Source organism: Allorhizobium ampelinum S4, from assembly GCF_000016285.1.
Classification (GTDB): Bacteria; Pseudomonadota; Alphaproteobacteria; order Rhizobiales; family Rhizobiaceae; genus Allorhizobium; species Allorhizobium ampelinum.
In genome coordinates this window covers 2546694-2570567 of record NC_011989.1, presented here as the reverse complement: position 1 = coordinate 2570567, position 23874 = coordinate 2546694, and the positions used below count along the sequence as shown (strand labels likewise).

Genomic DNA, 23874 nt, shown 5'->3' with positions numbered 1-23874 from the left:
GCCATGCCGCAAACCAGCCTGTCGATTTCCACGCGTGGCCAGGGTCTGTACGAATTTACCGATCAGGTCGGTGATTTTGTCAGGCATGCGGGCGCCCAGGAAGGACTATTGACTGTTTTCGTGCGCCATACGTCCTGCTCGCTGATCATCCAGGAAAATGCCGATCCGGATGTGAAGCGTGATCTCAAAGTGTTTTTTCAGCGCCTGGTCCCGCCGTGTAACGATCCGTCCATGGCATGGATCACCCATCGCCAGGAAGGGCCCGATGATATGCCTGCCCATATAAAATCGGCCCTGACGCAGGTGTCGATTGGTATTCCGGTGGCCAATGGACGGCTTTTGCTTGGAACCTGGCAGGGTATTTACCTGTTCGAACATCGCGACCAACCCCATACGCGCCAGGTAGTAATGCATCTAAGCTCTTGAACCACAAGCTGAAATTAATGAACCGAGACTGAATGGGCGCTTCTGATGGCGTTCAGTATTGCGGCGTTAATCTCTCAATCAATCGCTTACGGAAACGGGCTGTCCGACGCGAGATCTTGGTTGGCTTTTCTGCGTCGGTGTTCTGCGCAGATCAATCAAACCCATGATTAGATAAGGGTTTTCGGGGCGGTGAGCCGGTTTTTCAAAGAGAAACCCATGCCGTCCTTCGAGGAGAAAAACAATGCGAAGCATTTTTGCGAAAACAGCTCTGGCCGGACTGGCCTTGATCGGCGCGGTGGTTGCCACGGTTGGCCCGGCCGCGGCCCAGCCGGACGTTCGCCTGGGCGTCTATATCGGCGGCGATGCGCCGCAACTGGTGCAGTCCTGGGACGGTGACGGTTACCGCCGTCCACCACCACCGCCGCCGCCGTGGGGTGGCCCGCCGCCACCACCGCCACCATGGGGTGGCCCTCCGCCTCCGCCGCCACGGCGTTGGGATGGTCCCGATCCGCGTTACGGTGGCGTTTGCTCGCCCGGTGATGCGATCCGTCAGGCCCGCCGTGATGGCTTGCGCCGGCCGAATATCGAACGTGTCACGCCGCGCCGCGTGATTGTCGGTGGTATCCGCTACGGCGAATACGATCGCGTCGTTCTCGCAAACCGCCCCGGCTGCCCCTTCGCGAATTGATTGTGAAGCCGGTCTTGAATTGAAGAGTTATTTTAAATGATTGGCGGCGCGCGTCCCGACAGGACGCGCGCCGTATCTACGTTTGTCTGGTGATCGCACATTTGTAATCGCGCTGGACTTATTGTTTTATTCGTCTGACTATGGATACGGATCAGATCAAAAGGCGCTGTCCTATCGATACGAGAGATAATGGCGACGTCATAGAGTGTGTCGCTTGGTCTGATCGAAGCATTTCAGAGCCTACTGCATCATGTGTGTTTTTATAAACCGGACACAGGATGCGAGTAACATTCACATCAATATTTATATTTAGTCATTTTTAAAATTCGTTGCTGGAGACATGTCTCAATGGACAGGCTTTCTTCTGAAAATACGACAGATTCCATTTCTGAAATAACCGATATGACTGTCAGCGCGCTTCACGCGCTTGCCTATCCAATCGATACCCATCTGGATTCGCTGTTTCTATCGCGACTGGCCGGATATGATTTCTGGAAGGGAGACTGGAAGGCGCATCGGCGCTCCCTTGTGGTCTGGCTGATTCGCAAAACCTCACCCAGAGGGCGCAACAGGCCATTGTCCGAACATGTCAGCGGGCCTGATTTTCTGGAAGGCGGTTATGGTGGCGCCTGTTTCAGCGCCCATGCCCTGTGGGAAAATCTTATCCCGGCTCCCTTCCTTGACCCCTGGAAAAACTGGGTGGATCATCACCGCTATGTGGAAGAGGTTATCAGGCAGAGCCAGGGCCGGATGCGGCTGGCGCGCAACGCCCACGAGGTCCGCGTCGCCAAGGCGGAGGGTGCGCGATGCGCGATCCTGTCCATGGAAGGCGCGCATATGCTGGGGCCGGGTGGGGTTAAAAGCCAGGCCCTGCGGCTGGACAGGTTGGGAGAGATTGCCAAGGCCGGTGCCGCCTATCTGACCCTCAACCATTTCAGCCATACCGATATCTCCGAGGCCGGTTATGCGCCTGTCAATCCGTGGGGCAAGATCGAGGGTGGCGGGTTGTCTGCCTTCGGCAGGCAGGTGGTGGAGCGCTGCGTCGATGTCGGACTGCTGGTGGATGTCACCCACACATCCACGCAGGGGATTCTCGATGCTTGTGAGATTTGTGTTCGCCGCCATGTTCCAGTCTTGGCCTCGCACGGCGCATCGCGCACGGTGACACGGGGCGGGGAGGAGAGACCTTCACGTCATCTCGATCGGGCCTTCAGCGATGAAGCCATCCGTGCCATTGTCCGGACCGGCGGCTGTATCAGCGTTATCCTAGCACCGTATTTCCTTCAGAACCGCTATCTTGCGGATGGCAAGCCGGACATGGACGCCGACATTGCCTTCGTGATCGCCTATTATGAAGCGTTCGCGCAGCTCATCGCCAGTATGGACATTGTCGAGGATCCCTGGAAGCACCTGTCCTTTGGCAGCGATTTCGATGGTGGCATTTCCAGCCTGCCGACCGGCATGCAGAGCGGCGCCGATCTACCGAAACTGACCGAAGCCATGGTCGCCGCCGGTTGGCCGGCGCAACGGATCATCGATGTCTATAGCGGCAATTTCCTGCGTGTATGGGAACAGGTCCGGCCCTGAGGCCGCCGATTTTGTCTTCGGCAGAAAATAGAGCAGCGCCGTCCGCCAGATTTGGCGGGCGGCGCTGTAGCGCTTTATATGTGCCGCATAATCTTCTTCTTAAATCGACGCCGGTTTAAGAAATTATCCGGTGTCTTCGAGCCGTGGTGTCAGTCTTCCATGCCGGTCCACAGCCGCTTGTCGGGAAGCAAGGGTGTGTGCCTATTCCACTTGGCAAGCTTTTCCCGGTAGCGCTGCCGATAGGTGTGATCGTCCTCGAAATCGATATTCTCCATGGCGAATTCGACACCGATCTCGTAATAGGCCTCCATATTGAGCAGCTCAGGCTTGGGTGTTTCTCCCCGCTCGCATTCGCCTTGCATCTGCCAGAACAATTCTTCGAGCCGGCGGGCGAGGCCTGGCATGTCACGCAGGGCGCTGGTTTCGAATTGCCGGCTCAGGCTTTCCTTGACGGCCGCAAGACTCTGGCGATCCTGAGCGAAGGCGATGGCGCGCCGCACATAGTCATCTGGAGATTGGCAGATCAGCTCCGGCGCTCCCGCCGATGCCACGACGCTGGCGCAGAAACGCGATGCGAAGCTTTTGCCGGGGAAGGTCAGGACCGGCAAGCCCATATTGATGGCGTCGGCGGCGGTGGAATGCGCACCGTAGGGGAAGGTATCGAGAAAGAGATCGGCAACAGCGATGCGGGCAAGATGCTGCGCATTGCCAGCCTTGGCCGCAAACAGCAGCCGAGCTGGATCAACGCCGCACCGGGTTGCCGTATCGCGCAGACGCTGATTGACCTCTTCGTTGCCGGACAACAACCAGAGCACGCTGCCGGGTGTCGCCTGCAGGATGGTCATCCAGCGGGTAAAGCCGCTTTGCGTAATCTTCTGCATGCCGTTGAAGCAGGCAAAGACAAAGGCGTCTTCGGGTAGGCCCACTTCGGCGCGTGTCGGGCGCGGCGCCACCTTCCGCTTGCGATCGACCGGCTGGTTGCAGGCGATCCGCAATACTTTTTCCGAGTAATAGATCTCGTGTTCAGGCGGAACAATATGATTGTCCGCGATCATATATTGATGGAAGGGGCTTGCCATTGAGCCGGGATAGCCGCAGAAATTGACGATAACAGGCGCGGGCCGATAGGCGAAAATCCGGGTGCGTGCATGTTTCGTGTAGCCGTTAACATCGATCAGCACGTCGATTTCATCGGCTGCGATCAGCCGGGCTGCATCGACGTCACTCAGCGCAAAAATATCGCGCCAGCCATCGACCGCCTGTTTGATACGTTGCTGGGTTTCGTCGAGTGCTATCGGTTCGCCACAATAATAGGCGAACACTTCGATACTGGTCTTGTCATGTAACTCCAGAACTTCGCGCAGCGCAAAGCCGACCGCATGGTCGCGAAGGTCGGATGACAGATAACCGACACGTAACCGCTGGCCGGTTCCGGTCTTTTGGCGTGGCGACTGGCTTGGTACGGCGCTGAGATCCGGACGGCCGATCATTGTTTTGTTGCAGCGATAGGCCTTGGCCAGATGAAACAGCGGATCGTCTGAGTAGCAAGAGATGGTCAACGGCGACACCGCATCCAGCAATTGGCGCATGGTGACATAGGGAGATTCTTGCAGGACAGGCCATTTGCATTGGCGCAACCGTATGGCGGACCAATGCTGACCGGCCTCAGTCTTGTCGGGCCGCAGCTCGATTGCTTTCCACAGGGAGGCTTCAGCCTCTTCCATCAGACCGGCATTTTCCAGCACGCGACCAATATGCTCCAGCACCATGATGCGATTGGCAAGCCGGTCAGGCGAAATATCCGTGGTCATTTCGGCAAAGCTGCGCCATTGTTGCAGGGCATCGTTGAGCAGCCCGCTGTCTTCCAGAGACCGGCCGAGATTGACATGGGCTGCGCCGAATTCCGGATCAATCTTCAGGCAGGCGCGCAGGGCATTGATCGCCCCTGCCATATCGCCAAGCTGTCTCAAGGTGACGGAATAGTTGAAATAGACCATGTGCGCCAGCGGATGGGCGCTGTTATAGGCAATCCAGGCCTTGTAAAGTTCCATGGCCTGATCGACCCGACCTGCTCTGGCGTATTGCTCGGCGACTTCGAACAACTTTGTCAGGGAGAGCTGTTGAGTGCGTGCCTGCTCCACGAAGTCGGCAGCAGGTGTTGCGATAGTCGATGTTACAATGCCAGTGTCCATATCCACCCCAGGAACAGTCGGCCGCAAGGCCGGGTAACGACAGCAGGCCTATGCCGATGGGCATGAGGCATGACGCATAACACTTTTCCACGGTAAAACTGGATCGCAATGTCATGCTTGGCCTTGGTAGCGGCATTAGCTTGCATCGGGCTTGACGAAGGGTTGCCAGCAAAAAACACGGGCAAAACATTGCATTTGGGCGGAATGGAGCCTGTAAAAGCAAATGCGGCGCCTGTATGAGGCGCCGCATCTGGTCTTTGTATCGAAGGTTTTGCAAGCGCGGCCTAAGCCGCGCCTGTCAGCAGTTAGATGCTTTGATATGCGAGAATGATGGCCTCAACCTGCGACGAGTTGAAGGCCTGGACCTGCGAAGTGGTGAGAGACTGCAACTGGTCGCTGGTCAGGACGCCGATATCCTGGGTGGTCAAGCCGCTGATCGATTTGACGTTGATTGCAGCAATGTCGCCGGTGGAGAAGGTGACGATATCGGCGGTTTCGATCGCAGAAATCTGCTTGGAGCTCAGGTTGGCGACCTGGCTGGTTGTCAGAGCTTCCGCTTGAGCGGTCGTCAGAGCCGCAATCTGGCTTGTCGACAGGCCGCCGATTGACTTGGTGGAGATCGATGCGACCTGGTCTGTCGACAGGCTGGCTACGGTATCGGTGGTCAGAACCCCAACCTGGGCTGAAGACAGGGTTGCGACCTGGGTTGTCGACAAGGCAACGACCTGGTCGGAAGACAGGGCCTTGACCTGTGTAGTGGACAATGCGGCGATCTGTGCCGTTGTCAGGGCAGCTCCATCTGCAGTTTCCAGTGCAGCCACCTGGCTGGTGGTCAGGCCGCTGATGGATTTGGCGCTGATTGCAGCAACCTGGGTGCTGGAAAGGGCAGCAATAGCGTCGGTGGTCAGGGCGGCGATTTGCTTTGCGCCGAGGGTAGCGATCTGGCCGGACGACAGCGCGCTGACCTGATCGGTGGACAAGGACCCGATCTGCGTGGTCGTCAGACCGACAATGGTCTTGGTGCTGATGGCGGCGAGATCGGCGCTGTCGAGCGTTGCCACATCAGCTGTGTCGAGGCTGCCCAGCTGAGCCGAAGAGAAGCCGGAAATCTGCGTGGACGACAAGGCCGAGACCTGGTCGGAAGACAGGGCTTTGACCTGTGCAGTGGACAATGCGGCGATCTGTGTCGACGTCAGGGCGGCTTCATCCGCGGTTTCCAGCGCAGCTATCTGGCTTGTGCTCAGGCCGCTGATGGACTTGGCGCTGATTGCAGCAACCTGGGTGCTGGAGAGGGCGGCAACTGCGTCGGTGGTCAGGCCGGCGAGCTGCTTGGCGCTGAGAGCGGAGATCTGACCGGTTGACAGCTGAGTGACCTGGTCTGTGGACAAGGCGCCAAGCTGCGACGAGGTCAGGCCGGTGATAGCCTTGGTGCTGATTGCCTGGATCTGGTCGGAGGACATCACGGCGATATCATCGGTGCCGAGTGCAGCGACTTGTGTCGCGGACAGAACCGAGACTTGCGATGACAACAGATTGGCTGTTTGCGTCGTGCCGAAATTGCCGATCTGGGACGCCGTCAGTGCTGCCACAGCCTTGGTGCTCAAGGCGGCTTCCTGACCCGAGCTCAACGCGGTCAGCTGGCTGAGCGTCAGGCCGACAACGCCGGTAACGGAAATCGCGCCCATCTGGTTGGAGTCCAGCACAGCCAGGTCTACCGTTTCGATCGCGGCGATCTGCTTGGAAGACAATGCGGCGACCTGAGTGGTCGATAGTGCAGCTGCATCTTCGGTATTCAGTGATGCGATCGCTGTGGTCGACAGCGCCTTGATTTGTGTGATGGATAACGACGAAACAATAGAAGTCATTGAGATGTGCCCCTTGGGTTAACGGAATGCCAACATCACCCTCCCACCATGGATTCTAACGGGTCACGACACGTCGCACCGTCGAATCAAATCGCGTCAGAAGAGAAAATGCTACTCAGGACATGGCTCGGATGAGCCGGCACGTTAGGAGCGCATCATGCATAAGAGCTCACAGAAGCTCTGATCCTACGTCAATTGGCGATAACGTGTTGCAAAGGTGCATGTCGTTTCGCCAAAATTTGCCTTTAACATAGTCCACCTCTGTTCTGCACGAGAGATCGACTTATGCGATCATATGTACCCGAGGAATTACTAATTTTCATTTAATGGGCTGCGGTAGAGCGATGGTGCAACTTCTGTTGTTAGAAACGTTATTTGATCCCTGATGTCTCTCTTGGCGCAATTCTCAAAAAACATTGCAATTGTTGAATGTGTTGCTCTGGAAATAGATTATTGACAATAGCAAATTCCAGAGATCGGCGTTATCTGGTGGAGATGTAGATCTCTTGTTGATCTCGGCCTTCTTATCGCAAACACAATGATTTACCATTCGCCTTGAACAGCAATGGGGAATCGGGGTTGATGAAAGAAATTGCAATTGTCGGCGCAGGACTTTCAGGAGCGGTCATCGCTCGCGAACTCGCCGCAGCGGGGCACAAGGTCTCCGTATTCGAGGCGCGCGACCATATCGCCGGCAATTGCCACACGGCGCGCGACCCTGAAACAGGTGTCATGGTGCATGTCTACGGGCCGCATATTTTTCACACCGATAATGAGACTGTCTGGAACTACATTACGGGATTCGATACTTTCCAACCCTATACCAACCGGGTGAAGGCCATAACCGAAGGTCGGGTCTTTTCTCTGCCGATCAACCTTCATACGATCAACCAGTATTTCGGTAAGACCTTCAACCCGACTGAGGCCCGCGCCTTTATCGAATCGAAGGGCCTGAAAATGGATCAGGAGCCGCAATCCTTTGAAGAGCAGGCGCTGAAATTTATCGGCAAGGAGCTCTATGAAGCATTCTTCAAGGGTTACACGATCAAGCAGTGGGGTGTGCAACCGGACCAGTTGCCGGCCAGTATTTTGAAACGGCTTCCAGTCCGGTTCAATTACGATGATAACTACTTCAATCATCGTTTCCAGGGCATGCCAAAGCATGGTTATACACAGATCGTCGAGCGGATACTGGATATCGATGGCGTTGAAGTTCACCTGAACAGGCCCTTTTCTCCGGCAGAAAAGGATGATTTCGACCATGTTTTCTATAGTGGTCCGCTGGATGCCTGGTTCGACTATCGCGAAGGCAGGCTTCCTTATCGCACGCTGGACTTCGAAATCCTGCGGGGGGAGGGCGATTTTCAGGGAAATGCAGTGGTCAATTATTGCGGCTCTGACGTGCCTTATACCCGGATTACTGAACATAAGCATTTCTCGCCCTGGGAAACGCATGAGAAAACCATCTGCTACAAGGAATATAGCCGCTCCTGCACGGAGAAGGACATTCCCTATTACCCGGTACACCTCACCGGTCTGTCGGATAACCTCACCCGTTACCAGGAACTGGCTGCAGCTGAGAAAAATGTAACCTTCGTCGGCCGGCTCGGCACTTTCCGATATCTCGACATGGATGTCTCCATCGCCGAAGCGCTTGATTGCGCAAAGAAATTTGTGTCTGGTTGAGAAAAGGTGAACTCAGAGGTAAGGCAGAACTCTTGAGTTCATTGGGTCTTTCAGGTCCCTATAGCTGCGGTGGGAGAAGGACAATGCCAAGCTGACGCAGATCGTCACCGATCTGTGTTTGGATAAGGCGATGTTGCAGGCCAGTTCCGTCGGCTATGACGAGTGCCGCGTTAATTTTTGCAACGTCACTCAGGTCGAAGCGGTGTTTAAGACCTATTTTAAAACCGGAAGAAGCAATCAATTCTGCCAATTAGCTTTCTATCTCTGTGTTGGTGGTTGATCGACAGGGGATCACGCTATAAAAGTCTGGCGCGGAGTCAAACGGCTACGGGAATTCAAGAGGAAATGTCATGCCTACTGGTACTGTGAAATTTTTTAACGACGACAAGGGTTTTGGTTTTATCACGCCCGAGAATGGTGGAACGGATGTATTCGTTCACGTGTCTTCCCTGCAGCGCGGTGACTCGCTCAGAGAAGGTGACAAGGTCAGCTTCGAAATCGGGCAGGACCGTAAGACCGGGAAGTCGAAGGCTGAAAACGTCAGCGTGCTTTAACGACGGACTCGCGTTCACTGCACAGCGATGCGCACAAACGTATTGCGTGGTTTGAACTCGAATTTGTCGACATGCTCGAGTAGAAGGCGAAAAGATATTCTAATCGCCTATCCTACCTCGATCTTTTCCTAAAGCATCGGACCGAAAAGTGGCAACCACTTTTCGGTCCGATCGTTTAGCCTGTGCGAACAGCGATGGCTCGTGTTTTCCCGGTCGTTAAGTGCACGGCCTTTCTTCCCATACATCTGGATCGACGACAAATGCCATCTGTCCGCAGCGAGGCAATTGCTTTGTCGTGTGTTGCGTCTGGTTTTAGCATTGCCAGCACCAACAACTGGTCGTGCCGTCTTCGGACTTGAGTTTCTATATCCGCAGTTTATCGACATCCTGAAGTTCCAGATCACCAGCCGCCGCGAATTCGAGCATCTGAAGGCCTGCGACCCGGCAACGTTGACCGATCTGGAGAGAGCCGCCCGCTTCATCTATCTCCAGAAGCTCACCTTCGGTGGCAAGGTCGCAGGCCAGACCTTCGGCGTTCAGCACGAAGGCAGCGCACGTTTCAACCTGACCCGCCTCGCGCCGCTTCTGGAAGATGTCCACGAGCGCCTGTCTGGCGTCGTCATCGAGAACCTGGACTGGCTGGCCTCTATCAATCGCTATGATCGACCGGGCGTGCTGTTTTATCTCGATCCGCCGTATTTTGGCTGTGAGGATGATTACGGCAAGGCGCTGTTCGGACGGGATCAGTTTGAGGTTCTTGCGGGGCGTTTGAAGACCCTTCGAGGGCGGTTCATCCTGTCCTTAAACGCCGTTCAAGGCGTCTTCGAAACGTTCGAAGCCTTCCATATCGAGGAGGTTGATTGCACCTATTCTGTTGCGGGGGGCAACAACAGCAAGTCGGTGAAGGAGGTGGTTATTACAAACTTCCCTTCTTGATGTTTTACCTTCATCCTACCAGCTACATCGCGCTAGTGGGGTGAAGTTGATTATGAATGGTACAATGTCAGACCATCCGATTTTCGGCGAATGCAGTAAATGCAATGGTAGAGTGCTCGAACCGATCAGACCTCTTCACAAGCACCTACACATTCGCTGCTCTTCCTGTGGAGCCGTCGCTCGACATAGTTTGCCTGACTTAGACAAGAAGGTCATCTACCTTGATCAGTTTGCGTGGTCTGAGCTGTTCAATATTTACACGGGTGAACGGTGTTCGAGAGACCATGGTGATTTTTTCAGATCACTCTATGACCAACTAGAGAAGTTGGTTCGCCTGCAGCAGGTTGTCCTACCTCACTCTAATATCCACCTCGATGAGAGTGCTGTCGGTCGGGACTCAATCGGATTGATCAAGTTCATCGAGCACTTTGGCGGAGACATTCAATTCGTCAAATCGACGCAAATTGACCTTAATCAGGTCGTCGACGCGGCCGTTTCGTATTTTAATGGTGGACCAGTAGTCACCGAATTTCCGATTGACGATGCTTTAGAGACGCCTAGGAACGTTTGGCTGCCATTATGGCACGTGACTATTGAGCGCGATTATTCTGAGGTATCAGACCTCATTCGGGGCGAGAGAGACCGGCTCTTCGCACAGGTCGAAAAACTTAGAGAGAAATGGTCTCAGCAAAGCTTCGAAGCAATACTCGACTATGAGCTCAACGGGTGGGTGAAGGAGAAATTCAGTACCCTTTCCGCCGCTATTCGTCAGCAGTCTGATAGTGATCCTTTAGTGGCATACTCAGGCCATAACGCGCCGATAATAGAGGAAGTTTATTACCTTGAGAGGGAGATGCTAGAGAATGGGATTCCAAAGTCTGCTTGGCTGGAAAATATTTCGGCGTTTTGGGGCTCTGAGCACTACAAAAGCCTGCCGCACCTTCGGTTATCGTCCTATCTATTTGCTGCTTTAGGCCGCGAAGCCACATTGAAAGCCAAAAAGATTTTCAATAAAGGAATGATGAACGATGTCAGAATGATCTCAAGCTATGCCCCTTACGTGCACGCGATGATCATAGATCAAGCGTCAGAAGCACTACTTCAGCAAAAAGAGCTGAAGGCCGCTCTATGTTACCGGGCTGAGATTTTCTCTCTCAAGACAAAAGAGAGTTTTCTACGCTATCTTAAAAACATTGAAGAGCAGACGCCGGAGAGTGTAAGGGAATATTCAAGCATCATCTACGGTGAGCCGGAGGCCTGAGGGCTTCTCCACCGTCGGGCGGAGGCTTTATTGCTCAACGCCCAAAGGCCGGGGATGAGCGCCAGAAAATCAGTAAGCCAATGCCGATGACAACAGACACAATCCACCCGTAATTCTGGATGCGTTTTCCAATCTTGGTTTTTGCTGGCGGCGCCCCGAACAGACTGCCGATAATCATCTCAATGAATGTGCCCATGCTGACCAATCTAGCAGCGGCGCATGCTTGATCAAAGGCTGGTATTTAAGAAGTGAGCACCAATAGCCTTGTCGTGCCTGTATGCGTGTACATACGAACTTTTGACACCAATTTCGGAATTTTCAATTTTCCGATTCTTCGTGTCAAAATTCCGAAACTTCGCGGCGAGTGTTGTCAGTCAGGCAGATGTGGAATTGGCGGGAATTTGCGAAATTTCATGGGAACAGGTGGGAGTGGTTGTTTCAAAAAGATATTTTGCCAATCGAACTGCATCATTGCCCGAGTAAAATAAGCGGGATGGGCGTGTGATCTGGGCGTAAGCGTAGTTTATGACCAAACTTAACCTGTGCCTTCAAAAACCCTTCAGAGCAGGTGTGACGTTTTTCAACGGATTGATATTGCCGGAACATTGCACCAGCGTAGGTCGCTACGCCTCGCCACATTTGCCGTTAAACTCAGACAGTAAAAATTTCGCGCCGGAATTATCCTCTGCGAGCCAAAAATGCATGGAAATGAATGACTTGTTCGATGCTGGCCATTGGAAGAAAATTTCACGGCGGGCCTTCGGCGCCAGGCTGTAGTGAAGCGCCGCTTAGGTTCCATATTTGATCCTTATCTGACAATCGGCCAGGCCATTGCGGGCAGACTGGCCATCACCGCTGGAAGATCAGCAAACCGATGCCGATGACAATTGGCACGATCCAGCCGTAGTTCTGGATGCGCTTTCCGATCTTGGTTTTTGCCGGTGGCGCCCCAAACAGGCTGCCGATGATCATTTCGATGAGTGTACCCATGCTGACCAATTTAGTAGCGACGCATGCTTGATCAAGAGAGGGGCATTTGAGGAGGCTATGGCGAGGCGGTCAAGGATGAGCTCAATCTTGGCAATCGTGCCGACTGATTGGCTATTCGTCGTTAGACGCGGTGAAAACGCGGAGATGCAGTTCGCCGTTATCTCTTCGTCCAAAGACCTAGAAATGAACGATAAATACGCTAAAAAATGTGTTTCTAAAGTTGTGTCACTATGCAAGATTGAAAATAGGGGAAACAATTAGCACCTCGCGGACGAAGTAGATCTTATGCAAACCGAAGAATTTTCACTTGGTTCTAACGCTTTCAATGTACTTGGAGCCCGGTTTCAATCGACTGCTCAGGAGATTGCTGACCTCGTCGACGACGCTGAAATTGGTCCATCGAGAACTGAGAACGTACTTAACAAGGCTCAGCAGGCTCTTGTTACGCCACGTCTTCGTTTGCAGGCCGAGCTATCTTGGCTTCCTGAACTAAGTGAAACGCAAGTCGCGAAAGTGTTGGATCAGTCTTCAAACACAGATGAGGAGATTTTGCTGCAGACAATAGCGAACTTTCCTGACTTGGCTAAGGTTAACGTCATCGCCGACATGGCCTCGCGTCGAACCATCACGAAGGATGCGCTTGCTGCATACCTAAACACCTGGAAATGGTTTGAGCCGGAGCCGGTCTTCAGCTTTCTCCACAAGACGAGGCGAGCTGCGGGTTTTCCGGTACCTGATCAGACGACCTTCCAGTCCACTCTCCATGACCTGAAGCAGCGTCACGCAGTTTCCTTGGTCAGGGGATTGATGGATGGTTCCGATGGATCATCTCATTTAAGCGATGTTCTTGACGCCGAAATTTTGAGCGGGTCACCCTCGTCGTTCCTTCCTTTGCTCGTTAAGGAGTTTGAGAAGCGCTGCGAAAAGGATCAGTTGAGGATTGCAGACGAAATACACGAAACTATCGAGAGTTCGAAATCTGGATCGCTTTCTAATGCCGCTGCTGCTTCACGCCTCGGAAATGCGCTCAAAAAATGGAACCACTACACGCGGCCAGTTATCGGGTTTTACAATTGGCGTGGCCATGCCGAACCTCGAACAAAGAAAATCTTCGAAGAAATGCGGGAGTACGTCCTTTACCTCACCAACGTTGAAGGCAGGCTTGACGAGGCAAAGGAATTGCTTTTTGCAATAGCTTCATGGCTGGCACATGCTGAAGAGCTAAAGAACCTATCGGAGAAAGATCTTTTAGATCTCGAGGGATTGATCAACGAACGTCAGGAGTTGATGCTTTTCCAGCCATTGGTTGATGCTTGCGATGCGGCGAAGGCAGCTCACCAGGAATTTGCTAAGTCTGTGAAGGCGTACGGGTTGACAGCGGAAGCCCGGTCTCCTGCAGGTTCTTTCGCGCAAGCGCTTAAGGCTTACATGGAAGTCGGTGACCCTAATTTGGCGGCTGCAGCAGCGGGTGATCTCGCACTCTTCTTCAACAACGACCAGCAGAAACCGGAAGTCGCTTATATAATCCTTAGGGGAGTGGATTACATCCTGCAGAAACCTAAGATCTCGGATGAAACCAAGGCACGCTTTACTGAATATGTAGAGACCATCTTCCGCAACTGGAAGATCCCTGAGATCGAAAAAGAAAAGGGCAACCTCTCCCGCATGACAGCGGTGGTGGAGGCTGCTATGATCATAGCTCCCGTGGGGGTCAAGCCTGAATTAGCTGAATTATACTCGGTATTAATTGACAAACGGCGCCAAAATCGGACGAAATTTGTCGTCAGTGTGTTGGTCCTTGCTGTAGTTTTTATTCCGGTAGCATTCGTCAACTCGAACAAGAGTCCGTCCTATTCGAGCTCACCCTCTTCGTCCTATAAGCCATCGTCAACAGTAAACGGCACACTTCCGCTCAGTTCTTCAGCTTCAACCAAGGCGTCGAGTGTTGATGACAAGTCAGAATTCAAGCCATTACCGAGAGTTGGTGCGACCCTCAACCGATCTGAAATCCGGTACTGCATTTTTCAGGGCAAACGTCTCGATCTTCTGCGAACAATGGCGCAATCGAATTCCGCGATAGACAAGTTCAACGGTCTGGTTGCAGACTTTAATCTGCGTTGTAGTAACTTTAGGTACCGACAGAGCGACATGACCGCAGTGGAGCTCGAAGCGTCCTCTAATGGTAGTCAATTCATGCGTGATGCGGCAACGGTCGCAAAAGGATGGTGATGTGACGCACGACCAAGAAACATCTTCGATAGTCGCTCGCCTTTGCGTTGAGCAATGGAAACTTCTCCAGCAGTATGCGAAGACCGTTGGCCTTGTACCGGATGCGGAGAAAAATCGGCTCACGTCCCAGATCAAATACTCGGAGATACAGCTTCATGCGCTTGCAGCGGAAGCTGGCCTTAAAGTCATCAGCCTTGATGGTGAGCCTTTCGGGCCTGGAAGCCCCGCGACAGCGGATAATCTAGAAGACTTTCCCAGTGAGGACGGACTTGTTGTGGAGCGAACCCTTTCTCCCGCAATTGTCCGGGATATGCGGGTAATCCAGATGGGTCGTGTCCTGCTGGCACTCAAAAGCTAATTTGTGGATCTCAACATGTATCTCGGTATCGATCTCGGAACTTCGAACTCGGCAGTAGTAGGCTATCTTGATGGTCACCTTCGACTCTTCAAGGCCTCAGATGGGAGTGATGTGTTGCCGAGTGTGATCTATGTCGATCGCAGGGGACATAGGTTTGTTGGAAAAAGTGCTTATGACCGCACGGTTACCTCACCGCAGAGCGTAGCGGCTGGATTCAAAAGATCAATGGGCACTCGAAGCCCCATAAGGATCAACGACGAGGAATGGACTCCTGAGGAATGCAGCGCTGAAATTATCCGTACGTTAGTTGCTCAGGCTACTACGGAATCGGGCGGTCGACAGATCGAAGGCGTAGTGATCACCATTCCCGCTGCTTTCAATCAGATGCAGAGCGAAGCTACGATCCGTGCGGCGAACGCCGCCGGGCTCAACAAGGTGAGCTTGGTTCAGGAGCCAGTCGCTGCAGCCATTGCGGCTGTCGCAAAGTCTTCGGTAAAAGATGGCGTCTTTCTCATCTATGACCTCGGCGGTGGTACCTTTGATGTAGCGCTCGTTATCAGCACTGGTGGTTCAGTCAACGTGATAGCTCACGAGGGCATCAACATGCTCGGCGGGCGCGATTTCGACCGTCGCATCTTTGACAGCATCGTCCGACCATGGCTCATGTCCAACTTTAAACTGCCTGAGCATTTCCAGAAGGATCCAGCCTTTCGGTTTCTCACCACAGTCTCCCATCATGCTATTGAACGAGCCAAGATTCAACTTTCGGCATCCGCCAGCGCCTCGATCTTCGCCAGCGAAGATGATGTGCGGATGCGAGATCTTGAAGGCTCTGATATCTATCTTGGTATCGACACAACGCGCGATGCTGTAGCTGCGATCGTACGTGACAAAGTCGAGGATACGATCACTCTCTGCCGGAAGGTTCTTTCCGACAATGGATATCGTCCTGAGGATGTTAGCAAGGTTGTTCCGATCGGTGGTCCCTCCAAGATGCCGCTCATTCGGGAAATGTTGCAGCGCGAACTTGCTATCGAAGTTGAGCAGAATCTCGATCCGATGACGGCTGTCGCCATGGGTGCTGCAATCTTTGCGGAGAGTCGAGTCTGGCAGGAAAGTCATTCCACACGAAAGGTTTCGCGATCAAGGGAAAAGGTGTGCGGATCTATCAATCTCGCATTCGAGTACCAAGCACGGGTTACAGCAGAGACTACCAGACTGAGTGTGAGGCCAGAGGACGCCAATGCCGATAAATTCTGGATCGAGGTGATTGACGAGACGGGTACAACGACAGGACGACTATTGATTGATGGCCCGTTGAAGATCCCACTCTCGCTGCGCCGGGACGGTGAGCATCGCTTCAAGATCATAGTTTCTGGAGAAAATGGCATCGCGGTACCAGCACTTTCCCGCGACATTTTGATAACTCGGGCGCTTGCCACGGCAGCGAGCGTTCCAATGACCTACACGCTCGCCGTCAAGACGCAAACGGGTACGGTCGGCTACGAACGTAATAAATTGGTGCCATTGGTCTCAAAAGGCACTGCATTGCCTGCTGAGGGACGTCAGGCGTTTCGTGCAGGAAAGACAATGCGTGGGGGCGTAGCCGACACGCTCAATTTCGAGTTCTTCGACATGGCCACCGGTATCGACGATCCAGAGAAGAACCTGCATATCGGCGACTTCAGGCTCGACGCCGAAAATGATCTTTCGCGCGGAGAACGAATCGCTCGCGGCGATGAGTTAATCGTCCATTGGCGTTTAAGCGATAACGGCCTACTCAGCTTCGCTGTCGAAATCCCAAGTATTGGTCGCGTGATTGATGCTCCGAGGCTATACTTTGTCGAGGGTGGCCATATAAATTTCGAGGGAGAGCAAGGATCGCAGGTCGCGACCTCACTCTTGGCGCGGGCCGAGGAGGAGTTGCGGGTGCTCAATGAAATGCTTCCGACGGCAGAGCAGGAAATCAATCCCCTGCGAGACAAAATCGAGGACCAGCATGCAGCTCTCGCTGTGTCGATCGACGCTGACACGCACCGTTCCGTAACCGAGGAGGCACGCAAGATCAGGCAGGAGATTGCCCTGCTGAGAATTAGTCCTGAGAATGTAAAGCAAGTCGTAACTAAAGAGGTCGAGGCTGCTGAAACAGGTTTCGATGAACTGCGTGACATGGCGGAGACTGTTGAGATCGAGCGGCACGATCGCCTTGTCTCTACTGCGCGGCGCTCAGTGCGTGAAGGAGATTTTGATTCCGCTCGCTACGCTCTCGACGAGATGCGTTCGATCCGTTTTAAAATAGTTTCAAGTCAGCCGGAGTTCCTCATAGGTCTCTTCCAAGAGATCGCTCACGAAGACTACCTTGCGGTTGACGAGGCGCTTCACAAGCAGCTCGTGATGGAAGGCGTTGCTAGAATCGACGCGGGTGATTTCGATGGCTTACGCGGAGCCATCCGGGGTATCATCAATAACCGAGTTTCTATGGAAGTAAGCGGTGCGAAAATCGTTGAACTTGCTCATCTATTAGGCTCATGACGAGCACCCCAGCTAGTGACTTGCAGAAATCAGTTGAGGCCAATCGACGTACTAAAAAGGGGACGAGTTTTCCCAAAGTCTTATTCAGTTTTGAGCTCCGTTCAGCCTTTTGTCGATGATAGTTGCCTAATCGTGTCTGGACAATTTGTCCCTTCGCCATTCAATGTATCCAAAAGGCCGCTATTAAGCGGCCTTTTGGATGTTTTAACTCGTCGGCTTAGTGGATGACCCACCAGCTGTCTTCTTTGGCAGCATGGGGGCTTTCTGAGGTGGCGTCTTCGGATCATTCGGGTTGATAGGTTCGAGTACGATATAAGCCGGGTTTGGTTTGTGGTCATAGCTCGACTTGTTGTAGGCATCGACACCCATGCCGATCACGCCGCCAAGGAGGACATTGCCTGCGAAGCCGGCAGCGCCTGCACCGCTGATCTCTGTTTTGATTTGGATCGATCCGGGCTTATAGCCTTCGCGTTCCGCAAATGCGGTGAAGGCGTCTTTTCGTTTCACTGGAAATGTGCAGGGCGAACGGGGACAGCCGGGGCCGAGGGAGGTTCGGATCGATGCGTCGTCTGGTAAGGCGTGGATGGTTACATCTTCCGTGGTGCCGCGAGAGACACTTCCGCACGACGAAACGAACGCTGTAGCAATGGCCACAGCGGCAAATTTTCTGAGATTCATTGATGCCCCCTAAATTAGAATTATACTAAATCAGGGAGAGCTTATCTTGTCTATGTTTGAGCAACTTTGGCGTTAATTACAACCAAAAATGGTCAAGCTGAACTGTCGCTTTTCAGCGGATCACGGTGGATGCCCCACAAAAATCACCCTTCCAACCACTGCCAAATCCTCAACCCGGTTCGCGTCGAACGTCTCCACCGGATACTTCCCGGCCGTGTTGTCGGAGATCAGGTCTAGTCTTCCATCCATCCGCCAATTTGCGCGTTTGACCAGGACGGCGTTGCCGACGCTGAAGACGTAGATGCGGCCGTGGTCGACGGTGGTTTGGCTGGCGTCGACGATGAGGAGGGCGTTGTCGGGGATTGAGGGCAGCATGCTGTCGCCGGTGGACCACATGAGGAAGCAGTGGTCGGGGGCGCCGCCGAGATCTCGGAGGAATTTACGCTCGAAGGCTGTTTCGCTGGTTGGCATCTGGTTGACGGGGAGGCGGCCCGTTCCTGCTGAGGCGCAGACGTCGTATTGTGGCATTAATACGAAGTCGCGTTCTGCAACGGCAGCGCTAGATAACTGCGATCCGCGCATTTCGCCTTCGCCACCAACAAGCCAAAGAACATCAGCGCCGTGCTTTTCGCGATAGGCAAATAGCACTGAGGCGGTAGGTTCAGACTCTCCGCGTTCATAAGACGCCAAGGTGGTTTTACTGACACCTATAGAGCGAGCAAACTCCTCACGATCTGGATCTCCGATCGCTCTGCGAAATTCGCGGAGACGCGCAGCCATGGGCGTTTTTGGATCGACTTCAGGTCTTGCCAAATCGTAACACGCAATAAAACGTAAATCCGCTTTACAAAGACGGAAATCCGTTTTATCCTCTCTATAAATACAGACCAAATCACCCATGAAAAAGGAGGCCAGTCAGGGCCTCCCCGTTCACAACGAGGAACTATTATGCACCGTGCCCGTATTGCGGACAAGGCAGCGAAACTGCGCCTTGATGAGATAAATCGCATAAAAGCCAGGCTCAATGTGGCCGGTCTCACGCTGCTGGCGATCGACCGGGAATATGGCTTGCCGCGCGGCACGGCCGGGAACACGTTGCAGCAGGCCAATCTGGCAGGCGAACGGGCGATTGCCGCTGCCTTGAAGACACGCCCGCATTTGTTGTGGCGCAGCCGATACCATCCTGATGGCCAACGCCGCGCTCCGCAGCCGCCTGAAAACTATCAGCGCCCGCCCAACATGGAAAAGCGCCGCCTGGAAAGCTCCGGCACCCGCGAGGCTGCCTGAGGTGGTGCGGATCGCTTGCTGTTCTAGCCTTTGGCATCCGGGTTTTCACCGGCAGAGCAAAAGCACTCCCTCTCAGAAGCTCCTGCGTTCCGGCTGTCCAGTCCAGCGATCCGCGCCACACGCAAACATTCACCCAGAACATCGAGACGAACAATGACAAATCGACACGCTCAAATTGTCACCGAAAACCCCTTCATCTCGGAGGGTGCCGCTGATGCCGTCCTTCGGAAGCTGATTGGTGCAGCCGGTGAAGATGAAACCACTGCCCGGCTTGTTGAGCTTGCCCTTGAAGCTTTGCCTTACAAGCAAGATGAGGCCATCGCCGCGCAGCTTCTTTCGTCAATCCTTCTTCACGACAATCTCGCGGAGGCGCTCAATGGCCGCCTCTGACACCTCTCGTCTGAGTATCGCGGCCCCGGTGTGTCCGGTGACCTTGAGACGGGTAATCAGGTTTTCGACCGTGACTGGCGTGCCGTCTTTAAGAAGGCTCACTGTCGCTTCGGCCAAAGGATGCCGCCAAAGCCGAGCATCGGCCTCGCGAACACCTTTCATGATCGCTGCAATACGCTCTTCTTTCGTTCTCTTCATTCGGATCGTCTCCTCGTATCCTTGTTGCGGGGTGATGACAGGTCTCGGCGCTGCGTTTGGGCAGCTCCGAGACCGCTATGCTCCACTGATTCGTCCGGTCCAAAACAGCCACAAGGGTTTGTGGGGGCATTTGCGCGATCTGCTTGATACCCAGGCGAAATTTCAGCCGATGCGTCACGACTATTGGCGTGTTTACCCAATTCAAAACAGCCGGTTGGGTTACCGGGTGACCGCGAAAATCGGGGGGTGCTCATGCTGAACCTCCACTCCCAGGCATCGCTGCATGACGGGGCGTTTCATGCCTGCGTGATGGCTGTGCATGACGGTTTTCCGCATCTCACAGTCCAGGCGATCATCGATCCGCCGCATGAATGGTTCGATGCGGCATTGGCCCGGCAGGTGGTTATTCACCTGATGGTTCGGGTGTTTCTGATCCCCAAACGGCGGGTGGTGGAGCATCAGGAGCGCTCCCGCGAGGCCGTCAACCGGGCGCTTCGAACGATCGACCGCCGCCTGCAGACCCCACGATTTGAACAGCATTATTGCCGGATGGCGGCTGCGGCCCGCGGCTCGCTGACTGCCCGCATGGAGGACGCTGCCTGATGGCCGAGTTCAAAACCATTCCCATTGACCAGATCGTGGTTCCAGAGCGCCTGCGGGCTGTCGAGGAAGATCATGCCCTGGCGATTGCCAAGAGCATTGTCGAACATGGGCTGCTCAACCCGATCACCGTGCGTAGCACCCGGGCTGCCAAGGGCGGAAACTATACGCTTGTCGCCGGCGCTCATCGCCTGCGGGCCATGGTGCTGAATGACGAAAGCGAAATCGAGGCCATGGTGGTTGAGGCCGACAAGGCCGAGGCGCAGTTGCTTGAGATTACCGAGAACCTTTTTCGCAACGAGCTTTCGGTGATTGACCGGGCGATTTTTGTGCAGAGCTACCGCGATGTGTGGGAGCAGAAGTATGGGAAAATTGATCCCGCCAATAACCTCAAACAATCGAAGCGACAAGTTGTCGCTTCGGTCGGGGATGAGCAAATTTAGCACTTTTGTTTCAAGAAGAGGCTGGCCAAGGCTTCTCTGAACATGTGGCTGAACGCCTTGGCTTTTCAAAGCGGTCCATAGAGCGCCTCAACAGGATCGCACAAAGCCTTTCCCCCGCACTTCGTACCGCGCTTCGCGGCACCCCTGCCGCCGACAACCAATCGCTGCTGCTCAAGCTCGCCAAAGCTGGTCCGAGCAAGCAGGCCGGGATTGTTGCCGGGCTGGAGAAGGAACCGGATATCAAAAAGGTTCTGGCCTGGGCGAAAGATCCAGCACCGCCGATCTCGGAGGCCGACAAGCAGGCGATCGTTCTTCATCAGCTGAAGACGGCCTGGAAGGGGGCCGATGAGGCAACACGCCAGCGCTTCCTGCAATCCATCGGTCTTCTGGATGATGTTCAAGAGGCTGCCCAATGAGCAAGCCGGACCCTTCCCAGCTCGACTTTTTCGCCCACCCGGTGTTCCCGGTGCGCGATGGCGCAAAGCAGGTCGATATTGATCGCTACCGCGCCAAAATCAAACGGGCGATGGCCCGCGCCATCCGCGAATGCGACTATGACCGACCCACCATCGCCGCCCGCATGGCGCACTATCTCGGCCTACCGAATGTCAGCAAGGCCACGCTGGACGCCTATACCGCCGAAAGCCGCAATGGTCACGATGTGACGCTGATCCGCTTCACGGCCTTTGTTCATGCCACGGGCGCGCTCTGGCTTTGGGATGAGGTTGCCTCTGTTCAGGGCGTGACCGTGTTGATCGGTGACGAGGCGCGATTGGCCGAGATCTCCAGGCTGCGGCAGGAGCGCAAGCGCATCGAGGCGGAAATCCGCCGCCAAAGTGCGCGCCCGGTGACGCTGGTTTCCAGGGGGCGGTCATGAAGGAGTGGTTTTCGCTAGCCGAGCTTGCGGAGCTGAAGCTGCCGGATCTGCCGCACAATGTTGCGAGCCTGCATCGGCTTGCCACCAGCCAATATTGGAGGGGCCACGACGGCCTGGCGCGGCAGGTCGCAGGCGCAACCAAAAAGGTCTGGGAATATCATGTCTCCCTCCTGCCGCATGCTGCGCAGACACGGCTGACGATTGCTGAGGGATCGCAAACGCCCGAACAATGGCAGGCGATCATGGCTCGTAAAAACCGGATTTGGGCGCGGTTTGAACGGCTTTCAAACGAGCATCGAGAGATCTGCAAAAACCGTCTGGATGTGCTTTGCCGGGTGGAAGCGCTGGCTGCCCAGCCGGGTGTGACCCGAGGCGCCGCGATCACCATTGCCACGGCCGATGCCGGTGTCCAGAAGTCAGCCTATTATGCCTGGAAGGCGCTCACCAAGGATCTGAGCCGCGAAGACTGGTTGGCGGCTTTGGCTCCGTCTCTTTCGCCCAGCTTCGAGATCATGCCTGACATGGCTGACATCCATCCTGAAGCCTGGGTGTTTCTGAAGTCCGATTATCTGCGGCCTGAAAAGCCTGCTTTTGCCGCCTGCTATCGCCGGATGATGAAGGTCGCCAAGCGCGAACATTGGTCACCTATCCCGTCCGAGCGGTCGCTGCGCCGCCGTTTCGACCGCGAAGTCGGCAAGGCCGTGACGCTGATGAAGCGCGAGGGCAGGGACAAGGCGAAGGCACTCTATCCGGCCCAGCGCCGCAGCCGCGCGCATCTACATGCGATGCAGATGGTCAATATGGATGGCCACAAGATCGACGTGTTCGTTTCGGTTCCCTGGTCGAAAAAGCCGGTGCGCTTTTTCATCATCGGCATTCAGGATCTCTTCTCAGGCAAGATCGTTGCATGGCGGTTGTCGGAAGCCGAAACATGGGAAGCGGTGCGGCTGGTGATCGGCGACATGGTCGAGACCTTCGGTATCCCGGAAGACATCTACATCGACAATGGCAGGGCCTTTGCCAGCAAGTGGATCACCGGTGGCACGGTCAATCGTTTCCGTTTCAAGGTGAAGCCGGAGGATCCGCGCGGTCTTTTGACCACGCTCGGCATCGAAGTTCACTGGACGCGGCCATATTCCGGCCAGTCCAAGCCGATCGAGCGCGCCTGGCGCGATCTGGCGGAAAACATCTCCAAGCATCCGTTTTGCGCCGGGGCATATACCGGCAACAAGCCTGATGCCAAGCCGGAAAACTACATGGAGCGGGCCATTCCGCTTGACGATTTTCGCGCGCACGTGGCGGCGCAGATTGTCGAGCATAATGCGCAGGAGGGACGCCGGGCCGAGAACTGCAAAGGCCGCAGTTTTGATGAGACCTTTGCCGCCTCCATGGCCGCGCCGACCACAATTGTTCGGGTGCCATCCAAGGCGCAGTCCTCGCTTTGGATGTTGGCATCTGAGGCGATCAGGACCCAGAAATCGAATGGCGGGGTTCATTTCCAGGGGAACCGCTATTTTGATCCAGCCCTGAACGAATGGGCTGGAAAGCAGGTCATCATCCGGTTTGACCCCGATGCACTTCATAAGCCGATCAGGGTTTATGACCTGAAGAACCGGTTGATCTGCGAAGCCGGCTGCATGGATGATGCGGGCTTCAACAGCAGGGACGATGCGCGTGCGCATTCTCGTCTTGCCAACACCCACAAGAAGGCGGTGCGCCTTAAGGCCGATGCGGAAGCAGCCCTCAGCGCCCAGCAGCTTGGCGAGATCTATTACAAGGGATCCAAGCCCAAGCCAGTGGACACCCCAGAGCCGATCCGGCCCGCCGTGACGCGGTTAATCACCCGCAGCCAGCAGGTGGAAGCGCCGGTCGAGGCGATTTCGGATCAACATTTCGAAGACAGTTTTTCCCGCGCGCTGGGCCTGGTTCAGGGCGGTGGGGTCATTGAATTCCCGAGAGGGAATAGCCCGGTGTCGCGTGTTTCGGATGCCGGGAACAACGAGCCGAAGAGTAATGCGTACGGTTCCGGAAAAAAGAAGGGCAGTCCTAGGACTGCCCGATAACAGGCCCGAATGGGCTATTTGACGGAGCTATAGT

At 54.7% G+C, this 23874-nt stretch carries 25 protein-coding genes; 18 read left to right on the top strand and 7 right to left on the bottom strand.

The window, feature by feature from the left end:
* Positions 1 to 3 precede the first annotated feature (3 nt).
* From AVI_RS12240 to AVI_RS12230, 3 genes are all read left to right on the top strand, one after another.
* Positions 4 to 426: a secondary thiamine-phosphate synthase enzyme YjbQ gene (locus AVI_RS12240; RefSeq protein ID WP_041698118.1), complete on the top strand. Its 423-nt coding sequence runs from the start codon at positions 4 to 6 to the stop codon at positions 424 to 426.
* Positions 427 to 667: 241 nt separating this feature from the next.
* A complete protein-coding gene (locus tag AVI_RS31130) occupies positions 668 to 1114 on the top strand; it encodes a hypothetical protein (protein ID WP_015916639.1) in 447 nt (148 codons plus the stop codon).
* 402 nt (positions 1115 to 1516) lie between these two features.
* Positions 1517 to 2701 carry a membrane dipeptidase gene (locus AVI_RS12230; protein WP_139192499.1) on the top strand — a complete coding sequence of 395 codons (1185 nt, stop codon included), beginning with the start codon at positions 1517 to 1519 and terminating at the stop codon, positions 2699 to 2701.
* Between the two features lie 149 nt (positions 2702 to 2850).
* Here the strand turns inward: AVI_RS12230 and AVI_RS12225 are convergent, their stop codons facing one another.
* Positions 2851 to 4893 carry an O-linked N-acetylglucosamine transferase, SPINDLY family protein gene (locus AVI_RS12225; RefSeq protein ID WP_015916637.1) on the bottom strand — a complete coding sequence of 681 codons (2043 nt, stop codon included), beginning with the start codon at positions 4891 to 4893 and terminating at the stop codon, positions 2851 to 2853.
* Between the two features lie 305 nt (positions 4894 to 5198).
* Positions 5199 to 6758, bottom strand: coding sequence for a hypothetical protein (locus tag AVI_RS12220; RefSeq protein WP_015916636.1), 1560 nt, complete (start codon positions 6756 to 6758; stop codon positions 5199 to 5201).
* Between the two features lie 582 nt (positions 6759 to 7340).
* Here AVI_RS12220 and glf point away from each other — a divergent pair.
* Positions 7341 to 8444 carry a UDP-galactopyranose mutase gene (gene glf, locus AVI_RS12215; protein WP_015916635.1) on the top strand — a complete coding sequence of 368 codons (1104 nt, stop codon included), beginning with the start codon at positions 7341 to 7343 and terminating at the stop codon, positions 8442 to 8444.
* Positions 8445 to 8502: 58 nt separating this feature from the next.
* Here the strand turns inward: glf and AVI_RS12210 are convergent, their stop codons facing one another.
* Complete coding sequence (locus AVI_RS12210; RefSeq protein WP_139192498.1) at positions 8503 to 8694, bottom strand: hypothetical protein; 192 nt, start codon at positions 8692 to 8694, stop codon at positions 8503 to 8505.
* 100 nt (positions 8695 to 8794) lie between these two features.
* Here AVI_RS12210 and AVI_RS12205 point away from each other — a divergent pair, with 100 nt between their 5' ends.
* The 4 genes from AVI_RS12205 (at position 8795) to AVI_RS30550 (ending at position 11972) form a co-directional block, all read left to right on the top strand.
* On the top strand, positions 8795 to 8998 hold the full coding sequence (locus AVI_RS12205) for a cold-shock protein (protein WP_015916634.1): 204 nt from the start codon (positions 8795 to 8797) through the stop codon (positions 8996 to 8998).
* 306 nt (positions 8999 to 9304) lie between these two features.
* Positions 9305 to 9934, top strand: coding sequence for a DNA adenine methylase (locus AVI_RS12200; protein WP_234895327.1), 630 nt, complete (start codon positions 9305 to 9307; stop codon positions 9932 to 9934).
* A gap of 406 nt (positions 9935 to 10340) precedes the next feature.
* On the top strand, positions 10341 to 11195 hold the full coding sequence (locus AVI_RS12195) for a hypothetical protein (protein WP_139192497.1): 855 nt from the start codon (positions 10341 to 10343) through the stop codon (positions 11193 to 11195).
* A gap of 525 nt (positions 11196 to 11720) precedes the next feature.
* The gene (locus AVI_RS30550; protein WP_139192496.1) at positions 11721 to 11972 is read left to right on the top strand and encodes a hypothetical protein; all 252 of its coding nucleotides are present in this window, start codon (positions 11721 to 11723) and stop codon (positions 11970 to 11972) included.
* Positions 11973 to 12044: 72 nt separating this feature from the next.
* Here AVI_RS30550 and AVI_RS31125 read toward each other — a convergent pair whose 3' ends face one another.
* Complete coding sequence (locus tag AVI_RS31125; protein WP_156753214.1) at positions 12045 to 12185, bottom strand: hypothetical protein; 141 nt, start codon at positions 12183 to 12185, stop codon at positions 12045 to 12047.
* Between the two features lie 285 nt (positions 12186 to 12470).
* Between AVI_RS31125 and AVI_RS12185 the strand changes: the two genes are divergently transcribed.
* The 3 genes from AVI_RS12185 to AVI_RS12175 are packed head-to-tail and all read left to right on the top strand — an operon-like array spanning position 12471 to position 17304.
* Positions 12471 to 14414, top strand: a complete 1944-nt coding sequence (locus AVI_RS12185) for a hypothetical protein (protein ID WP_015916631.1) — start codon at positions 12471 to 12473, stop codon at positions 14412 to 14414.
* 1 nt (position 14415) lies between these two features.
* Positions 14416 to 14772 carry a hypothetical protein gene (locus AVI_RS12180; protein ID WP_041696882.1) on the top strand — a complete coding sequence of 119 codons (357 nt, stop codon included), beginning with the start codon at positions 14416 to 14418 and terminating at the stop codon, positions 14770 to 14772.
* Positions 14773 to 14787: 15 nt separating this feature from the next.
* A complete protein-coding gene (locus AVI_RS12175) occupies positions 14788 to 17304 on the top strand; it encodes an Hsp70 family protein (RefSeq protein WP_015916630.1) in 2517 nt (838 codons plus the stop codon).
* Positions 17305 to 17508: 204 nt separating this feature from the next.
* On the opposite strand, the gene AVI_RS12170 is transcribed toward AVI_RS12175, so the two are convergent.
* Positions 17509 to 17982: a hypothetical protein gene (locus tag AVI_RS12170; protein WP_015916629.1), complete on the bottom strand. Its 474-nt coding sequence runs from the start codon at positions 17980 to 17982 to the stop codon at positions 17509 to 17511.
* Between the two features lie 120 nt (positions 17983 to 18102).
* Entirely contained in the window at positions 18103 to 18882 is a 780-nt protein-coding gene (locus AVI_RS12165; RefSeq protein WP_234895326.1) for an XRE family transcriptional regulator, read from the bottom strand.
* A 48-nt stretch (positions 18883 to 18930) separates the two neighbouring features.
* On the opposite strand from AVI_RS12165, the gene AVI_RS12160 reads away from it, so the two are divergent.
* Positions 18931 to 19269, top strand: coding sequence for a helix-turn-helix domain-containing protein (locus tag AVI_RS12160; protein ID WP_015916627.1), 339 nt, complete (start codon positions 18931 to 18933; stop codon positions 19267 to 19269).
* Between the two features lie 153 nt (positions 19270 to 19422).
* Positions 19423 to 19659, top strand: a complete 237-nt coding sequence (locus AVI_RS12155; RefSeq protein ID WP_041696880.1) for a hypothetical protein — start codon at positions 19423 to 19425, stop codon at positions 19657 to 19659.
* Here AVI_RS12155 and AVI_RS30545 read toward each other — a convergent pair.
* Positions 19609 to 19857, bottom strand: coding sequence for a hypothetical protein (locus tag AVI_RS30545; RefSeq protein WP_139192495.1), 249 nt, complete (start codon positions 19855 to 19857; stop codon positions 19609 to 19611). The two genes, AVI_RS12155 and AVI_RS30545, sit on opposite strands and share 51 nt — an antisense overlap.
* A 252-nt stretch (positions 19858 to 20109) precedes the next feature.
* On the opposite strand from AVI_RS30545, the gene AVI_RS12150 reads away from it, so the two are divergent.
* The 5 genes from AVI_RS12150 to AVI_RS12135 are packed head-to-tail and all read left to right on the top strand — an operon-like array spanning position 20110 to position 23840.
* Positions 20110 to 20460 (top strand): hypothetical protein, encoded by a 351-nt coding sequence (locus AVI_RS12150; RefSeq protein WP_015916625.1) that lies wholly within the window; start codon positions 20110 to 20112, stop codon positions 20458 to 20460.
* Positions 20460 to 20900, top strand: a complete 441-nt coding sequence (locus AVI_RS31120) for a ParB/RepB/Spo0J family partition protein (protein WP_187152359.1) — start codon at positions 20460 to 20462, stop codon at positions 20898 to 20900. Before AVI_RS12150 ends, AVI_RS31120 begins: the two co-directional genes overlap by 1 nt.
* A 44-nt stretch (positions 20901 to 20944) precedes the next feature.
* Entirely contained in the window at positions 20945 to 21316 is a 372-nt protein-coding gene (locus AVI_RS31115) for a hypothetical protein (RefSeq protein WP_187152358.1), read from the top strand.
* A complete protein-coding gene (locus AVI_RS12140; protein ID WP_015916624.1) occupies positions 21313 to 21777 on the top strand; it encodes a hypothetical protein in 465 nt (154 codons plus the stop codon). The genes AVI_RS31115 and AVI_RS12140 overlap by 4 nt, the downstream gene beginning before the upstream one ends.
* The gene (locus AVI_RS12135; RefSeq protein WP_015916623.1) at positions 21774 to 23840 is read left to right on the top strand and encodes a transposase domain-containing protein; all 2067 of its coding nucleotides are present in this window, start codon (positions 21774 to 21776) and stop codon (positions 23838 to 23840) included. Before AVI_RS12140 ends, AVI_RS12135 begins: the two co-directional genes overlap by 4 nt.
* Positions 23841 to 23874: the final 34 nt, after the last annotated feature.

Bases quoted from the DNA above. Each gene is read 5' to 3' on its own strand.
- AVI_RS12240 (WP_041698118.1), top strand. From the start codon at position 4: ATGCCGCAAACCAGCCTGTCGATTTCCACGCGTGGCCAGGGTCTGTAC.
- AVI_RS31130 (WP_015916639.1), top strand. From the start codon at position 668: ATGCGAAGCATTTTTGCGAAAACAGCTCTGGCCGGACTGGCCTTGATC.
- AVI_RS12230 (WP_139192499.1), top strand. From the start codon at position 1,517: ATGACTGTCAGCGCGCTTCACGCGCTTGCCTATCCAATCGATACCCAT.
- AVI_RS12225 (WP_015916637.1), bottom strand. From the start codon at position 4,893: ATGGACACTGGCATTGTAACATCGACTATCGCAACACCTGCTGCCGAC.
- AVI_RS12220 (WP_015916636.1), bottom strand. From the start codon at position 6,758: ATGACTTCTATTGTTTCGTCGTTATCCATCACACAAATCAAGGCGCTG.
- glf (WP_015916635.1), top strand. From the start codon at position 7,341: ATGAAAGAAATTGCAATTGTCGGCGCAGGACTTTCAGGAGCGGTCATC.
- AVI_RS12205 (WP_015916634.1), top strand. From the start codon at position 8,795: ATGCCTACTGGTACTGTGAAATTTTTTAACGACGACAAGGGTTTTGGT.
- AVI_RS30550 (WP_139192496.1), top strand. From the start codon at position 11,721: ATGACCAAACTTAACCTGTGCCTTCAAAAACCCTTCAGAGCAGGTGTG.
- AVI_RS31125 (WP_156753214.1), bottom strand. From the start codon at position 12,185: ATGGGTACACTCATCGAAATGATCATCGGCAGCCTGTTTGGGGCGCCA.
- AVI_RS12185 (WP_015916631.1), top strand. From the start codon at position 12,471: ATGCAAACCGAAGAATTTTCACTTGGTTCTAACGCTTTCAATGTACTT.
- AVI_RS12175 (WP_015916630.1), top strand. From the start codon at position 14,788: ATGTATCTCGGTATCGATCTCGGAACTTCGAACTCGGCAGTAGTAGGC.
- AVI_RS12170 (WP_015916629.1), bottom strand. From the start codon at position 17,982: ATGAATCTCAGAAAATTTGCCGCTGTGGCCATTGCTACAGCGTTCGTT.
- AVI_RS12165 (WP_234895326.1), bottom strand. From the start codon at position 18,882: ATGGGTGATTTGGTCTGTATTTATAGAGAGGATAAAACGGATTTCCGT.
- AVI_RS12160 (WP_015916627.1), top strand. From the start codon at position 18,931: ATGCACCGTGCCCGTATTGCGGACAAGGCAGCGAAACTGCGCCTTGAT.
- AVI_RS12155 (WP_041696880.1), top strand. From the start codon at position 19,423: ATGACAAATCGACACGCTCAAATTGTCACCGAAAACCCCTTCATCTCG.
- AVI_RS30545 (WP_139192495.1), bottom strand. From the start codon at position 19,857: ATGAAGAGAACGAAAGAAGAGCGTATTGCAGCGATCATGAAAGGTGTT.
- AVI_RS12150 (WP_015916625.1), top strand. From the start codon at position 20,110: ATGCTGAACCTCCACTCCCAGGCATCGCTGCATGACGGGGCGTTTCAT.
- AVI_RS31120 (WP_187152359.1), top strand. From the start codon at position 20,460: ATGGCCGAGTTCAAAACCATTCCCATTGACCAGATCGTGGTTCCAGAG.
- AVI_RS12140 (WP_015916624.1), top strand. From the start codon at position 21,313: ATGAGCAAGCCGGACCCTTCCCAGCTCGACTTTTTCGCCCACCCGGTG.
- AVI_RS12135 (WP_015916623.1), top strand. From the start codon at position 21,774: ATGAAGGAGTGGTTTTCGCTAGCCGAGCTTGCGGAGCTGAAGCTGCCG.